12 protein-coding genes and 4 tRNA genes are annotated in these 15,023 nt (G+C 70.1%); 7 read left to right on the forward strand and 9 right to left on the reverse strand.

All coding sequences use genetic code 11. The annotated features are described in order from the left end of the window. The 5 genes from ACWD04_RS25610 to ACWD04_RS25630 all read right to left on the reverse strand — a co-directional run. Positions 1-2,015: DEAD/DEAH box helicase (locus ACWD04_RS25610; RefSeq protein WP_451135682.1), on the reverse strand; the 2,015-nt coding region annotated here is incomplete at its 3' end. Between the two features lie 225 nt (positions 2,016-2,240). Then, complete coding sequence (locus ACWD04_RS25615; RefSeq protein ID WP_451135684.1) at positions 2,241-2,801, reverse strand: hypothetical protein; 561 nt, start codon at positions 2,799-2,801, stop codon at positions 2,241-2,243. 119 nt (positions 2,802-2,920) lie between these two features. After that, on the reverse strand, positions 2,921-3,304 hold the full coding sequence (locus ACWD04_RS25620) for a fluoride efflux transporter FluC (protein WP_451135686.1): 384 nt from the start codon (positions 3,302-3,304) through the stop codon (positions 2,921-2,923). Then, positions 3,301-3,798 (reverse strand): FluC/FEX family fluoride channel, encoded by a 498-nt coding sequence (locus ACWD04_RS25625; protein WP_451135688.1) that lies wholly within the window; start codon positions 3,796-3,798, stop codon positions 3,301-3,303. The genes ACWD04_RS25620 and ACWD04_RS25625 overlap by 4 nt, the downstream gene beginning before the upstream one ends. Beyond that, positions 3,795-4,148, reverse strand: coding sequence for a metallopeptidase family protein (locus tag ACWD04_RS25630; RefSeq protein WP_015578045.1), 354 nt, complete (start codon positions 4,146-4,148; stop codon positions 3,795-3,797). The genes ACWD04_RS25625 and ACWD04_RS25630 overlap by 4 nt, the downstream gene beginning before the upstream one ends. 122 nt (positions 4,149-4,270) lie before the next feature. Between ACWD04_RS25630 and ACWD04_RS25635 the strand changes: the two genes are divergently transcribed. From ACWD04_RS25635 to ACWD04_RS25650, 4 genes are all read left to right on the forward strand, one after another. Further along, positions 4,271-5,797 (forward strand): metallophosphoesterase family protein, encoded by a 1,527-nt coding sequence (locus ACWD04_RS25635; protein WP_451135691.1) that lies wholly within the window; start codon positions 4,271-4,273, stop codon positions 5,795-5,797. 136 nt (positions 5,798-5,933) lie between these two features. Beyond that, positions 5,934-6,006 (forward strand) — tRNA-Glu (locus tag ACWD04_RS25640). 39 nt (positions 6,007-6,045) lie between these two features. Beyond that, positions 6,046-6,120 (forward strand) — tRNA-Asp (locus ACWD04_RS25645). 22 nt (positions 6,121-6,142) lie between these two features. Continuing rightward, positions 6,143-6,219 (forward strand) — tRNA-Phe (locus ACWD04_RS25650). Positions 6,220-6,272: 53 nt separating this feature from the next. Here ACWD04_RS25650 and ACWD04_RS25655 read toward each other — a convergent pair. Beyond that, complete coding sequence (locus ACWD04_RS25655; RefSeq protein ID WP_451135693.1) at positions 6,273-7,118, reverse strand: cytochrome c biogenesis CcdA family protein; 846 nt, start codon at positions 7,116-7,118, stop codon at positions 6,273-6,275. Continuing rightward, complete coding sequence (locus tag ACWD04_RS25660; RefSeq protein ID WP_451135695.1) at positions 7,115-7,894, reverse strand: DsbA family protein; 780 nt, start codon at positions 7,892-7,894, stop codon at positions 7,115-7,117. The genes ACWD04_RS25655 and ACWD04_RS25660 overlap by 4 nt, the downstream gene beginning before the upstream one ends. A gap of 219 nt (positions 7,895-8,113) precedes the next feature. Here ACWD04_RS25660 and hrpA point away from each other — a divergent pair, with 219 nt between their 5' ends. The 3 genes from hrpA (at position 8,114) to ACWD04_RS25675 (ending at position 12,679) form a co-directional block, all read left to right on the forward strand. Beyond that, positions 8,114-12,034: an ATP-dependent RNA helicase HrpA gene (gene hrpA / locus ACWD04_RS25665; RefSeq protein WP_451135697.1), complete on the forward strand. Its 3,921-nt coding sequence runs from the start codon at positions 8,114-8,116 to the stop codon at positions 12,032-12,034. Between the two features lie 116 nt (positions 12,035-12,150). Beyond that, a tRNA-Asp gene (locus ACWD04_RS25670) sits at positions 12,151-12,225 on the forward strand. A gap of 94 nt (positions 12,226-12,319) precedes the next feature. Further along, positions 12,320-12,679 carry a DUF6274 family protein gene (locus ACWD04_RS25675; protein WP_451135699.1) on the forward strand — a complete coding sequence of 120 codons (360 nt, stop codon included), beginning with the start codon at positions 12,320-12,322 and terminating at the stop codon, positions 12,677-12,679. A 522-nt stretch (positions 12,680-13,201) separates the two neighbouring features. Here the strand turns inward: ACWD04_RS25675 and bldC are convergent. Both bldC and ACWD04_RS25685 read right to left on the reverse strand, forming a co-directional pair. Beyond that, positions 13,202-13,408 carry a developmental transcriptional regulator BldC gene (bldC, locus tag ACWD04_RS25680; protein WP_003949541.1) on the reverse strand — a complete coding sequence of 69 codons (207 nt, stop codon included), beginning with the start codon at positions 13,406-13,408 and terminating at the stop codon, positions 13,202-13,204. Between the two features lie 658 nt (positions 13,409-14,066). Further along, positions 14,067-14,918 carry a hypothetical protein gene (locus ACWD04_RS25685; RefSeq protein WP_451135701.1) on the reverse strand — a complete coding sequence of 284 codons (852 nt, stop codon included), beginning with the start codon at positions 14,916-14,918 and terminating at the stop codon, positions 14,067-14,069. Positions 14,919-15,023: the final 105 nt, after the last annotated feature.

Below are 15,023 nucleotides of genomic sequence, written 5' to 3' on the forward strand. Positions count from 1 at the left end.
CGACGGTCGCGGTTGAACGCCGGGCGGTCGTTGTCACGACGCTCGAACGAACGGCCACCACGGTCGTCCCGACGGTCACCGCCACCGGAGCGGAAGCCACCGGACGAACCACCGGACGAACCACCGGACGGACGCTCGTCACGACGGTCGCGGTTGAACGCCGGGCGGTCGTTGTCACGACGCTCGAACGAACGGCCACCACGGTCGTCCCGACGGTCACCGCCACCGGAGCGGAAGCCGCCGGACGGACGGTCGCTGCTGCCGCGGAACGACGGACGGTCGTTGCTGCCGCGGTAGCCGCTCCCACCGGAGGGACGGCCACTGCGCTCGCCGACGCGGTCGTTGCCGCCGCGGTATCCACCACGGTCGTCGCGGCGGTCGCCGCCACGGTCGTCACGACGGCCGTAGTTGCCCCGGTCGTCACGACGGTCGTCGCGCGCGGCCGGCTGCTCCGGCACGGACGCGGCGGCCACCAGCGCGGCCTCGGCCTCGGCGGCGACCTCGGCCACCGCCGCCTCCGGGTCGTCGCCCCGCTCGCGGGCGGCACGGGCGACCAGGCGGTCGGCCTCCTCGCGCAGCTCGACCGCGCGGCGCTGGATGCGCTCCAGCTGCTTGGTGAGGTCGGCGGCCTCGCGCTCGGCCTGCTTGGCCGCGTTGTTCGCGGAGTCGGCCTGGACCTCGGTCAGCGAACGGGCGCCGGTGATCTCGGCGACCTCGGGCTCGAAGACGCCCGCGCCCTGCACGATGTGACGCGAGGCGTCGACGCCCGCGTCCTCCATCAGGCGGAAGATCTGACGACGCTGGTGCGGAAGCGCCAGCGAGACGACGACGCCGGACTTGCCGGCACGGGCGGTACGGCCCGAGCGGTGCAGGTAGTCCTTGTGGTCGCCGGCCGGGTCCACGTTGAGGACCAGGTCGATGCCGTCGACGTGGATGCCGCGGGCGGCGACGTCGGTGGCGACGAGGGCGTTGACGAGGCCCTTCTTGAAGTCCTCGAGGACGCGGGTACGAGCGCCCTGAGTCATGCCGCCGTGCAGCGCGTCGGCCTTCACGCCGGACTCGATGAGCTGCTCGGCGATGCGGTCGGCGCCCAGCTGGGTGCGGACGAAGATGATCGTGCGGCCCTTGCGGGCGGCGATCGCGGCCGTGACCGGCGCCTTGTCCTTCGGCTTCACGACGAGGACGTGGTGCGACATGGTCGAGACGTTGCCCTGGGCGCTGTCCACCTCGTGGGTGACCGGGTTGCTCAGGTAACGCTTGACCAGCGTGCCGATCTCGTTCTCCATCGTGGCGGAGAAGAGCATGCGCTGGCCGCCACCGGGGATCTGGTCGAGCAGCTCGGTGACCTCGGGCAGGAAGCCCAGGTCCGACATCTGGTCGGCCTCGTCGAGGACCGCGACCTGGACGTTCTCCAGGGAGCAGGCGCCACGGTTGATGATGTCGCGCAGTCGGCCGGGGGTGGCGACGAGGACGTCGACACCGCGCTCCAGCGCGTAGATCTGGTTGCCCATCGACGTACCGCCGCAGACGACCTTCATCTTCAGGCCGAGCACGTCGCCGTAGGGCTGCAGCGCGTCCGCGACCTGCATCGCGAGCTCACGGGTCGGCGTGAGGATGATCGCGCGGGGCTTCTTCTTCTCGGTGTGACCGCCGGCCAGCGTGGCCAGGGTCGGCAGACCGAAGGAGAGCGTCTTGCCGGAGCCGGTACGGCCGCGGCCCAGGATGTCCTTGCCGGCCAGGGCGTCCGGGATGGTCGCGGCCTGGATCGGGAAGGGCGCCGTCACGCCGTTCTGCGCGAGCTTGCGGACGATGCCCTCGGGCAGTCCGAGCGAGGCGAACGTGACGCTCGGCTCGGCATCCTCTTCGGAGGCGTCCTCGGCGGGGATCTCCGAAGCGGGGATCTCCGAAGCGGCGGTGTCCGCGGCGGGGGTCTCGGCGGCTGTCTCGGGGGCCTGGGCCACCACGGCCTCGGCTGCCTCGACGACCTCGATGCTCTCGACGACGTTCTCGGACATGACGGTGTTATCAGAGGAAATTGACATGCGAAATGCGAAACCTTCCGGAGTCTCGGCACGCGCCCGTAACTCCGTGTTTTCGCAATTTCGACCGCCTCAATGCGGTCCAGCCACGGCAAGGGAGAGTACGCGCCACACGGCGCTCTTCTGTGTCGGCGCCGGGCATAGGATCAAACGATCTACTACCATACGCACCCTCCCCCCATTCGTGCAAACCGGCCCGGCTCACACCGGTGCGACCTGCGGTGATGCCTGCGGAGTGGGCCACATCTCGACCCGCTCCGGCTGCCCCGTCGTGTCCGTGCGGAACTGCGCGGCCGGAGAGGCCGAGGGCTGCTCCGGAGGCGGCGGGGACTCCGGCTCCGGCGAGGGCGGCGGCTCCTCGGGAGTGACCGGCGGAGGCGGTGGCTCAGACGGCGCCGGGGGGCTGGGCTCCGGGGTCGGCAGGGGCCCGCCCTGGGTCGGTTCCGGGATGCCGGGGCCACCGGGCGCCGGGCGGGCGTCCTCGCGGCCGGCCGAGGGGGCGCGGCCCGAGGCCTCGGCGTCCGGCTTGTGTGCGGCGCCACGGTCGGACTGCGGCTCGGCACGGCCGCCAACGGAGTTGGTCCGGCCGGTGCCGGACACGGTGCCGCCGTCCGGCCGCTCCGACGCACCCTTCGGGTCGGCGGAGCGGGAAGGGGCCGGCTTCCCGGCGTCGTCGTCGCCGACGCTCACACAGCCTGTGGACGCGGCGATCGTCAGCGCGGTGACGGCTGCCCAGCGGACGCGGGAGGACAACTGGCGCACGGGGTGGCACCTCCGTGGAGGAGAGGAACAGCGGGACGGGAAAGCGATGTGTCCAACTCCCCTGCCCCCACAGGGGACACGCCCGGACACAACTCCCCCACACGCGCCGGTCGCCCGGGTCACCCCCCGGAGCCCGTGAAGCCCCCCGCCAGCTCCACCCCCAGGAACACCGCCCCGAGGCCCACCAGCAGGGACGCCAGCACGTTGGCCCCCGCCAGGAAGCCGCGGCCCGTCTCGGCCAGTCGCACCGTCTCGTACGAGAACGTCGAGTACGTCGTCAGCGCCCCGCACAGGCCCGTGCCCAGCAGGGCGTACACCGGTGTGGACACCATGGCTCCCGTGAGCACCCCGAGCAGCAGGCTGCCCGCCGCGTTGACGGTGAAGGTCCCCCAAGGAAACACGTACGGCAGACCGGCACCGTGGCGCGCCTGCACCGCACGGTCCGTCAGGTAGCGCAGCGGCGCCCCGACCGCACCCCCGAGGACGACCAGCAGCCAGTTCACACCGCCCGCCCCCGCCCGTCCACCAGCGCCCGGGTGAGCACGGCCGCCCCCCACACCGCGCCGATCGCGGCCACGGCCGTCGCCGCCATGTACGCCACGGCCGTCACCGCCTCCTGACGGGCCAGCAGCTCCGACACATCGGCGGCGTACGTCGAGAAGGTGGTGAACCCGCCGAGCACCCCGACCCCCAGGAACGGCCGCGCCAGCGGGTGCGTGACCGTGCGCCGTTCCGCCACCAGCACCATCAGGACGCCGATCAGGGCGCAGCCCGTCACATTGACGGCGAAGACCGCCCAGGGGAACGCCCCCTCGGCGGCGGGCCACGCCAGCGAGGCCGCGTAGCGGGCCGAGGCCCCCAGCGCGCCGCCCGCCGCGATCGCCCCCAGGACCCGCCACCTGCCGGCCCCCGCGATCTCGGCGCGCTGCGCCGGTACGGAGAGATCGACGTCCGGGTCGATCTCGGGCCGGCTCGGCGGCGGGTCCTGGGTGCTCACCCGTACCCCAGCTCGTGGAGACGCTCGTCGTCGATGCCGAAGTGGTGGGCGATCTCGTGGACCACGGTGATCTCGGTCTCGGCGACCACGTCCTCGCGGGTCTCGCACATCCGCAGCGTCGGCCCCCGGTAGATCGTGATCCGGTCCGGCAGGACGCCCGCGTACCACTCACCGCGCTCGGTGAGCGGCGTGCCCTCGTAGAGTCCGAGCAGCTCCCGGTCCTCCGGGTCCTCCGGCTCCTCCTCCACGAACACCGCGACGTTGTCCATCAGCCGCATCAGCTCCGGCGGGACCCGGTCAAGAGCCAGGCTCACCAGCTCTTCGAACTCCTCGCGTGTCATCTCCAGCACCCCGCCATTGTCACGTACGTCCCGCCGGAACGGGCGGGCCGCTCGCCCCTGCGGACACCCGCCCGGCCCACACCTCCCCGCCCGCCCGCATGTCTGCTGCCCGATCGGGGCATACGCGTCCAATGGCACGCCCGTTCCACGCCGCAGCCGCCCGTGTCCGCCGCTCCCGCTCGCGCGCCACCACCCCCGCCGGCGAGCTCGTCCCCGCCGCTCACCCCTGGATGCGCGCGTTCGGTCTGCTGGCCGTGGTCGTGCTGGGCGCCTGGCTCGGGCTGCTGGTTGTCGGCAGCGTGCGTACGCCGGTGGGGCCCATGGACACCACCATGACCCTGCGGCCCTCGGTGAGCGGCGGTACCAAGATCAACGTGTCTCCGCTCGGCGCTCTGGAGCTGGACTCCCACCGCGCCCCGGTCCGCCTGGACGTGGACGTGGACCAGCTGGACCCGCAGCGCTCGCAGGCCCTGGTCAAGCACCCCGAACGACTCTCCGGCCTCCAGGACGAGGTCGCCGGCGACGTCGCCTCCGGCACCCGGGAGCTGGCGGTCCGCTCCTGTGTGGCCGTGGTCTCCGGAGCGACGGCCCTCGGCCTGGTCGTCTACCGCCGCCCACGCCGCGCACTGGCCGCCGGCGGCCTCGCCCTGGCGCTGCTGGCCGCGTCGGGCGTCAGCGCGTACGCCACCTGGAACCCGAAGTCCGTCCTGGAGCCGAAATTCTCCGGGCTGCTCTCCAGCGCCCCCTCGGTCGTCGGTGACGCCCGCTCGATCGTCACCGAATTCGACGTCTACCAGCAGGAGCTGGCCCGGCTCGTCACCAACGTCACCAAGCTGTACGACGCCACGTCCACCCTCCCCGTGTACCAGCCGGACCCGGCGACCATCCGGGCACTGCATGTGTCCGACATCCACCTCAACCCCGCCGCCTGGCACATCATCGGCTCGCTCGTCGAGCAGTACGAGATCGACGTGATCATCGACTCCGGCGACACGATGGACCACGGCACGGCCGCGGAGAACAGCTTCCTGGACCCCGTCCGCCACCTCGGCGCGCCGTACGTCTGGGTGCGGGGCAACCACGACTCCGAGGAGACCCAGGCCTATCTGAAGAAGACCAGGAACGCCTACGTCCTGGACGAGGGCGGCGCGGTAGATGTGGCCGGGCTGCGGATCGCGGGCACCGGTGACCCGCAGTTCACCCCGGACCGTGTCCGCCCCACGGGCGGCAAGGCCGCCGAGCAGCTCGCGGGCAAGCGCCTGGCCGCGGCACTGCGCGCCCAGCACCGGACCGGAACCCCCGTGGACATCGCGGTGGCCCACGACCCGAACGCGGCCCGGGAGACGGACGGCACGGTTCCGCTGGTCCTGGCCGGTCATGTGCACCACCGGGTGAACGAACTGCTGCCGCTGGGTACGCGGCTGAAGGTCGAGGGCTCCACGGGCGGCGGCGGCCTGCGCGCCGTACAGAACGAAAAGCCGGAGAAGGTGCGCGCCTCGGTGCTCTACCTGGACCGGTCCACCCGGCATCTGCAGGCCTGGGACGAGATCACCCTCGGCGGTCTCGGCCTGACGACGGCCGAGGTCAGCCGCCACCTTCCGGAGGAAAACCTGAAGAGTCCGTCCCCCTCCACGACCCCCTCCACGACCTCGCCCTGAGACCGGAATGCGCGCCCAGCCCCGCGACGCCGCCCCCCATGTGCCGGTCGGTCCAAACCGTTTTGGCGATACCTCCTGCCATCACATATGCTTCTCACGTCCCCGACGCGCTGGAAAGCGCGCAGGTGGGCCCTTAGCCCTCATCGTCTAGTGGCCCAGGACGCCGCCCTTTCAAGGCGGTAGCACGGGTTCGAATCCCGTTGGGGGCACGCTTTACAGTGTGCGAGACTTGTCTCGCACATTAGCTAGGTCCTGTGGAGCAGTTTGGAGTGCTCGCCACCCTGTCAAGGTGGAGGCCGCGGGTTCAAATCCCGTCAGGACCGCTGCAGCCCGTACGAGCTGCGTGGCTGGGTAGCTCAGTTGGTACGAGCGATCGCCTGAAAAGCGATAGGTCGCCGGTTCGATCCCGGCCCCAGCCACCACCCGAAGGCCCCGTCCGATGGACGGGGCCTTCGTCGTTGCCAGGCCACCGTAGTCAGGCCGCTTCCTCTTCCTTCCGCCCGGTGCGCCGCCGCCACACCTGCAGCCCGAGGAACAGCAGCCCCACCGCCGCCACGGCCCCCAGCGCCAAGGCGTCCGGCACCCGCTCACCGAGGCGCTGGGCCCACTGCTCCACGGCGAACGAGTCGTCCACGTCCAGGAGTCCGGGCAGCGCGGTCGTCCCGTCGTACACGAGGAAGAGCACCCCGAGTCCGATGAAGAAGAGGCCGGAGAGCAGCGAGGTGCTGTGCAGTTCGAAGCGCCCGGCACGCAGCGGCCTGCCGCGCAGCCAGGCCCGGCGGCCGAGGTCGAAGCGTTCCCAGAGCAGGGCGAGCACGAACAGCGGGACGGCCATGCCCAGCGCGTAGACGGCGAGCAGCAGTCCGCCGTAGACGGGGCTGCCGCTGACGGCCGCCACCGTGAGGACACTGCCGAGGATCGGGCCCGCACAGAAGCCCGCCAGCCCGTAGACCGTGCCCAGGGCGTAGACGGAGAGGACCGTCGTGGGCCGGATCCGGCCACTGAGGGCGGCGATCCGCCGGGAGGCGAAGCCCAGCCCGACGATCTGGGCGAGGCCGAGCCCGATGATCAGCCAGCCCGCGCCGAGGACGAGAGCGTCCCGGTGCCCGTAGAAGAGCCGTCCGGCGTACGAGCCGGCGGCGCCGAGCGGCACGAGCGTGGTGGCGAGACCGGCGTAGAAGATGCCGGTACGCGCCAGCAGTCGCGAGGCGGAGTCGACGGAGTACGCGAAGAAGGCCGGGAGCAGCAGGGCACTGCACGGGCTGACGAGGGCGAGCAGCCCGCCGAGCAGGGCGGCGAAGTAGCCGAGGTCCGGGGTCACTTCGCGGGGTCCCCGGCGCTTCCGACGTTCGCTTCCTCGGCCGCCGCGGCCTCGATGGCCTCGGTGAACACGGCCATGGGCTGGGCCCCGGCCAGCGGGCGGCCGTTGACGAGGAAGGACGGGGTGGACGTGGCACCGATGCCGTACGCCTGCTCCTGGTCCTTGCCGACAGCTTCCGCGGCCGCCGGGCTGTCCGTGTCGCGTACGAAACGGTCGAGGTCCTTGACGCCGGCCTGCCGGGCGAGGTCCCTGAGACGGTCCTTGCCGAAGCCCTTCTCCTTGGCGTCCTCGGCATAGGCGGCGCGGTGGAAGGCCCAGAAGCGGTCCTGCTGCCCGGCCGCCCAGGAGGCGCGGGCGGCGGCCTCGGATTCCTTGCCGAAGATGGGGAAGTTGCGCCACTCGATCCGCAGCGTGCCGTCGTCGACGTACTTCTTGATCAGTTCCGGTTCGGTGTCCCGGGCGAACTTCCCGCAGTAGCCGCACTTGAAGTCGGCGTACTCGATGAGGACGACGGGGGCGTCGGTGCGGCCCTGTGCCAGCTTGTCGCCTGCGTCGCGCCGGGCGAGTTCCGCCAGCTGCCGGTAGACGTCGGAGTCCGGTCCTGCGGTCGTGGCGGCGGCCGGGGTGTCGGTGGCGGACGCGTCCGGGGCGGTCGCCCGGTAGGAGACGAAGCCGAGCAGCCCGGCGGCGAGGACGACGACGAGGCCGAAGAGCAACGGCTTCCTCGCGGAGGACGGCTTCTCCGCGGAGGGCGAGGGGCGGGTGGGCGTGGGCATGCGGCGCTCCGTGCGGGGGGGTGTGAGCGGGGAGTGCGGTGCGCGGGCGTGGGGCCTCGCGCGGGAAACGGATGATCAGTTGCCCGGAATGGTACGTGCTGTGAGTCCGCCCTCCCGCTCGGCCTCGGCGCCACGGCACGCCATTCCGGAGCCGTGTGACACGGCCCGGACGAAATACGTTCGCCACTCATCGCGCCCGGGTGAGATCCTGGGGTCCGTATGTCTACTTCCTTCGCCGATCTCCAGTCCCAGCTCGGGCAGCTCTCGCTCCGCGACGCGCACCGGCTCGGCCGCCGTCTCGAGGGTGCCCGCCGCATCCGTAAGCCCGAGGCTCGTCAGTCCGTGGTGGACGAGATCTCGGCCGAAGCCGGGAAGGCAGCCGAGCGGCTCGCAGGACGCGCCGCGCGGATGCCCGCCCTGTCGTACCCGGAACAGCTTCCGGTCAGCCAGAAGAAGGACGAGATCCTGGAGGCGATACGCGACCACCAGGTCGTGATCGTCGCGGGTGAGACCGGCTCGGGCAAGACCACGCAGATCCCCAAGATCTGCATGGAGCTGGGGCGTGGCGTCCGGGGCATGATCGGGCACACCCAGCCCCGCCGGATCGCGGCCCGCACGGTCGCCGAACGCATCGCGGACGAGCTGACGACCCCGCTCGGCGAGGCCGTCGGCTGGAAGGTGCGCTTCACCGACCAGGTGAATCCGGACGCGACCTTCGTGAAGCTGATGACGGACGGCATCCTGCTGGCCGAGATCCAGACGGACCGTGAGCTCCTCGCCTACGACACGATCATCATCGACGAGGCCCACGAGCGGTCGCTGAACATCGACTTCCTGCTGGGCTATCTGGCCCGGCTGCTGCCCAAGCGCCCCGACCTGAAGGTCGTCATCACCTCGGCGACCATCGACCCGGAGCGCTTCGCCAAGCACTTCGGCGAGGCTCCGATCGTGGAGGTCAGCGGTCGTACGTATCCGGTCGAGGTGCGCTACCGGCCGCTGCTCGAGGAAGAGAGCGACGACTCCGACCGCGACCAGATCACCGCGATCTGCGACGCCGTCGACGAGCTGGACCACGAAGCCCCGGGCGACGTCCTGGTCTTCCTCTCCGGGGAGCGGGAGATCCGCGACACGGCGGACGCCCTGAACAAACGCAACCTCAGACACACCGAGGTGCTCCCCCTCTACGCGCGCCTCTCGCACGCCGAGCAGCACCGCGTGTTCCAGCGCCACACCGGACGCCGCATCGTCCTCGCCACGAACGTCGCCGAGACCTCGCTGACCGTCCCCGGCATCAAGTACGTGATCGACCCGGGCAACGCCCGTATCTCGCGCTACAGCCACCGGACCAAGGTCCAGCGGCTGCCGATCGAGCGGATCTCACAGGCCAGTGCCAACCAGCGCAAGGGCCGCTGCGGCCGTACGTCGGACGGCATCTGTATCCGGCTGTACTCCGAGGACGACTTCCTGACCCGTCCGGAGTTCACCGATCCGGAGATCCTGCGGACCAACCTGGCCTCCGTCATCCTCCAGATGACCGCCGCCGGCCTCGGCGACATCGAGAAGTTCCCCTTCATCGACCCGCCGGACCACCGCAACATCCGCGACGGCGTCCAGCTGCTCCAGGAACTCGGGGCACTCGACCCGGCGGAGAAGGATCCCAAGAAGCGCCTCACCCCGCTGGGCCGCAAGCTCTCCCAGCTGCCCGTCGACCCGCGCCTGGCCCGCATGGTCATCGAGGCCGAGAAGAACGGCTGCGCCCGCGAGGTCATGGTCATCGCGGCGGCGCTCTCCATCCAGGACCCGCGCGAGCGGCCCTCGGAGAAGCAGACCCAGGCCGATCAGCACCACGCCCGCTTCAAGGACGAGACGTCCGACTTCCTGGCGTTCCTCAACCTGTGGCGCTACATCCGGGAGCAGCAGAAGGAGCGCGGCTCCTCGAGCTTCCGCCGGATGTGCAAGCAGGAGTATCTGAACTTCCTGCGGATCCGTGAGTGGCAGGACATCTACGCCCAGCTGCGCACGGTCGCGAAGCAGATGGGCATCGAGCTCAGTGAACAGGACGCGCCGGAGCAGTCGGTGCACACCTCGCTGCTGGCCGGCCTGCTGTCGCACATCGGGCTGAAGGACACCGAGAAGAACGAGTACGTGGGTGCCCGCAGCGCCAAGTTCGCGATCTTCCCCGGATCCGCGCTGTTCAAGAAGCAGCCGCGTTTCGTGATGTCGGCCGAGTTGGTCGAGACGTCACGGCTGTGGGCACGGGTCAACGCGAAGGTCGAGCCGGAGTGGATCGAGCCGCTCGCCCAGCACCTGCTGAAGCACACGTACAGCGAGCCGCACTGGGAGAAGGACCAGGCCGCGGTGATGGCGTACGAGAGGGTCACGCTCTACGGGGTACCGATCGTCGCCCAGCGCAAGATCAATTTCGGCCGTATCGACCAGGAGGCGTCGCGCGATCTGTTCATCCGCAACGCCCTGGTCGAGGGGGACTGGCGCACGCACCACCAGTTCTTCCATGACAATCGCAAACTGCTGGGCGAGGTCGAGGAGTTGGAGCACCGCGCCCGGCGGCGCGACATCCTCGTGGACGACGAGACGCTCTTCGATTTCTACGATCAGCGGATCCCGGAGCACGTCGTCTCGGGGGCGCACTTCGACTCCTGGTGGAAGCACAAGCGGCGTGACGAGCCGGACGCGCTCGACTTCGAACGCTCGATGCTCATCAATGAGAAGGCCGGGGCCGTCACCAAGGACGACTACCCGGACTCCTGGCGGCAGGGGAAGCTCAAATTCCGGGTGACCTACCAGTTCGAGCCCGGCGCGGACGCCGACGGTGTGACCGTCCACATCCCGCTCCAGGTGCTCAACCAGGTCACCTCCGAGGGCTTCGACTGGCAGATCCCGGGGCTTCGCGAAGGGGTGGTCACCGAGCTCATCCGCTCGCTGCCCAAGCCGATCCGCCGGCATTACGTCCCCGCCCCGGACTACGCGACGAAGTTCCTGGACCGCGCGGTCCCCCTGCAGGAGCCCCTCCCGCTCACGCTCGCCCGTGAGCTCCAGCGGATGGTCGGCGTCCCCGTCACGGCGGACGACTTCGACCTGTCACGTATCCCGGACCACTTGAAGATCACCTTCCGGATCACCGACGAACGGCGCCGCAGGGTCGCCGAGGACAAGGACCTGGAAGCGCTGAAGATCCAGCTGCGGCCCAAGGCCCGCCAGGCCCTCTCCAAGGCCGCCGCCGCCACCGCGGGGCCCTCGGGAGAGTCCATCGAGCGTTCGGGGCTCACCGACTGGACGATCGGCACCCTGAACCGCGTCTTCGAGACCCGTCGCGCGGGTCAGCCGGTCAAGGCCTACCCGGCACTCGTCGACCAGGGCGAAAGCGTGGCCGTACGGCTCTTCGACACGGAGGCCGAGCAGCAGCAGGCGATGTGGCGGGGCACCCGGAAGCTGATCCTGCTGAACATCCCGGTGAACCCGGCGAAGTTCGCCTCGGACAAGCTCACCAACCAGCAGAAGCTGGCACTGTCCCGCAATCCGCACGGCTCCGTCCAGGCACTGTTCGACGACTGCGCGACAGCGGCGGCCGACCGTCTGATCGCCGCGCACGGCGGCCCGGCCTGGGACGAGACGTCCTTCCGGAAGCTGTACGACAAGGTGCGCGCCGACCTCGTGGACCTCACCGTCCGCACGATCGGCCAGGTTCAGCAGATCCTGGCCGCCTGGCAGGCCTGCGAGCGCAGGCTGAAGTCGACGAAGAGCCTGGTCCTGATCAACAACGTCACGGACGTACGCGACCACCTGGCCCGCCTGATGCCACCCGGGTTCGTCACCGCGACCGGGCTGCGGAGACTGCCCGACCTGATGCGCTACCTGGTCGCCGAGGACCGCCGACTGCAGCAGATGCCGACGAACGTCCAGCGCGACACCACACGCATGGAGAAGGTCCTCGAGATGCAGGACGAGTACGCCTGGCTGCTCGAACAGCTGCCGCGGGGGCGGCCTGTGCCCCAGGACGTACTGGACATTCGCTGGATGATCGAGGAGCTGCGCGTGAGCTACTTCGCACACGCGCTGGGCACCGCACAGCCCGTCTCGGACAAGCGGATCGTGAAGGCGATCGACGCGGCGGCGCCGTGATCCGGCCCGCTCCGGAGACGTGACAGCTCCACCACTGTGGGTGAGTTCGACCTGGCCCGCGGACCTCCTGTACAGTCTGTCTTCGCAGCCGAACGAAAGAACGGCAGCGAAAACCTGGTCCTGTGGAGCAGTTTGGAGTGCTCGCCACCCTGTCAAGGTGGAGGCCGCGGGTTCAAATCCCGTCAGGACCGCAGTAAACGGAAGCCCGGATCCTCTGGATCCGGGCTTCCGTGCGTCTTGACGCCGGCTCCCACCGCGAGTAACTCCGTAGGACGGAGTCCGCCCTTGTTCCCCTCGACGCGGGGCGGCCGGGTCCACCTGGAGGCCGTGCGCATGTCCGCGTCCACGCAAAGGCACGAGACCCGCGCGCTACTGCGCGCCCACCTGGCGGCCGCCTCCGGCTACCGCCACCTCACCCGGCACTGTCCGATCTGCTACCGCCTACTACGGCTCGCCATGGAGCCCCTGACGGCCCCACAGGCGCCGTACGCACCCCAGGAGGCCGGCAGCGGGACCGAGCCGCCACCGACCCCGGAGGCCGCCGCCGGCACGCTCCGGAGGGCCGCGGACGACGAGGGCGGCGCGGACCGCCTCGCGGACCAGCCCCGGGATCCCCCAGGGAGCGAAAGCCCGCCCGCGACCTGACCATCTACCGCAGCCAAGACCGCCGAAGAGTGGCAGGCTCACAGCGGGAGACCGCACAGGTGTGACGGGAGTCACCCACCCCGTTTGCCGCAGGAGGGATTTTACTCACTTCCTACAAGTGGCCAATTTAATATGTGCAATTGCACTGCCGTGTAAGTACATCCCGGACCGTTCCGCACGAGCTGTCCCACGACGCCAGGGACCCGGGCGAACAGGCCCGAACAGGTCCGCCCGGGGTCGCACGCGACCTCCCCACAAACCGACCCGTCGGCAGGTTCGGGCGCCACTCGGACCGTCGAGCGCCTCGAACACCTCCGGACACAGGCCTCCCGGCGCAGGCCTCCGGGCACAAAAAAGATCGCGCTGGACCCGGCGGAGTCCAGCGCGATCGAACGACGTACCGGTAAGTCACAGGCATGGCACCCGTTGGGGCGGGCACCCGTCGTGTGGAGCTATGAGCGGGGACACCGGGGGTCGGGGGACCCTTCAGCGCCCTGTTGTGGCTGCGGCGACAGGGGTGTGTCAGGCCTCGCTACGCTGCTGCGGAATACCCGCAAGCAGTGCGCGGACCTCTGCCTCGCGATACCGGCGATGCCCACCGAGCGTGCGGATGGACGTGAGCTTGCCAGCCTTCGCCCAACGGGTGACCGTCTTCGGGTCCACGCGGAACATCGTGGCAACCTCAGCCGGGGTCAGCAGCGGCTCGGCATCAGGGGTGCGAGCGGTCATGAGCGGCCTCCTCGGGAGAACCGAACCATCTCGGTTCTTTCCTCTAAATTCTGCACCTTGACCCACGTTGCCCGAAATGGCGGACGCAGGCCGAGTCGGTTATAGGACGAACGGCTTGTCTTCGGCACTACAACTACACCATCCGTCCAGCCACGTCGGCCAAACCGATGGAATTGCCCTCCCAGGCGCCCATCAGCGACGGAAGCCGATGGACCATGCCATAGCGGACAGTCACGCCCCAGTAACGATCAGTCACAGGGTAACCAGGAATCGCCAGAAGTCGTCAGACCCCCCATAGCGTGCAATGCACAGCATTCCGCCCATAGTTGGGCGAACAGAGCCCTCCCCGGACTCCTTGTCCTATTTTGGCATGAGGAGTAGGTAAGGGCGCAAGGGCCCCGATAGTGCTATCCATCACGCTTGAGGCAAAGGCCCGGTTCGGGGCGTAGGTCCCGGTCTCGCGAGCGGCTTCCCGCCCCGCCTGTCACGCGCGTCACACTCAACGGGTATTCACGGCCCGTCAATTTCCCTCAGGGCATCTCCGTTCACCTCCGCCGGCTCCCTCGGTGCCCGCAGATGTCGGACACCTCACAGGATGTCTCTTCCCTACGGATAGCGCCTCTATGCGACGTTGCGTTCCACTTCACACCGCTTCGGGCTAATTGGACGATTGTAGGTCACGCACCGCCCGCCAGCGGTCGGCGAGACGCCCGTACGCGACACCCGCCGCATCGCTGTCCCCGGCGCGCAGCGCCGCGATGCCCTCGGCCACATCCGCCGCCGACCGGTCCGCGGCGAGCTGCTCGCCGCTGAGCGCGTGGACCAGGCCGCCGTAGTCCAGCTCGACCATGGCGCGCGGGTGGAACTCCTCCAGCCAGCGCCCCACCTCCACGAGCCCCTCGGTCAGCGGGCCTTCGTCGACGGTCTCCCGCAACGTCCGCAGCGCCCTCGCCAGCCTGCGCCGCGCCTGCACCATCGGGGTCCGGTATCGCAGCAGCCGGCCCCCGGCGGCGCCGTCCGCACCGGCGGTCACGTACTCCCGCTCCTCGTCGTCGAACAGGACGAACCACCGCACCGGCACATGCCACACCGTGGTCCGGATCCAGGGGCGGGCGTCCGGATTACGCTCGGCCCACCGCTCGTGGTCCGCCGCCGCCTGCCCCCGCACCACCGGGGGCAGCACCGCGTCCAGCACAGTGGCCGAAAAGAGACCCCCCAGTTCGCCCAAGGCCAGCCAGCCCCGCAGCCGCGTCCGCCACGGGCAGACGCAGACCACCCCGTCGACCACCGCGACGAAGGCGTCCCCGCTCTCGTGCACCGGCACCGCAACCGGAGGGGTGGAGACCAAGCCCGCCAGTGAGCGCCGCAGTTCGTCCTGGGCCGTGGGGAGGCCGGAACGCTGCGCGTAACGCGTCCAGTGGTCCCGTTCGGGCTCACGGAAAGCGGCGAGCGGTTCGTACACCCGCAGGTAGGACGCGTAAGGGACGAGCACCGAAGACACCACCGACATGCGGCGAATCGTGTCACGCCGGTACTCCACAGGGGGGTGATCCCGGTCAGGAGAACAGATCTACGTGCCACGAGGACATACGCTCTTGCCCAGTCGGACCGGCCG

It is taken from the genome of Streptomyces sp. NPDC002911, from assembly GCF_053591835.1.

Excerpts from the sequence above, each read along its gene's own strand:
- ACWD04_RS25635 (WP_451135691.1), top strand. The coding sequence starts at position 4,271 with ATGGCACGCCCGTTCCACGCCGCAGCCGCCCGTGTCCGCCGCTCCCGC.
- ACWD04_RS25660 (WP_451135695.1), bottom strand. The coding sequence starts at position 7,894 with ATGCCCACGCCCACCCGCCCCTCGCCCTCCGCGGAGAAGCCGTCCTCC.
- hrpA (WP_451135697.1), top strand. The coding sequence starts at position 8,114 with ATGTCTACTTCCTTCGCCGATCTCCAGTCCCAGCTCGGGCAGCTCTCG.
- bldC (WP_003949541.1), bottom strand. The coding sequence starts at position 13,408 with ATGACCGCTCGCACCCCTGATGCCGAGCCGCTGCTGACCCCGGCTGAG.
- ACWD04_RS25685 (WP_451135701.1), bottom strand. The coding sequence starts at position 14,918 with ATGTCGGTGGTGTCTTCGGTGCTCGTCCCTTACGCGTCCTACCTGCGG.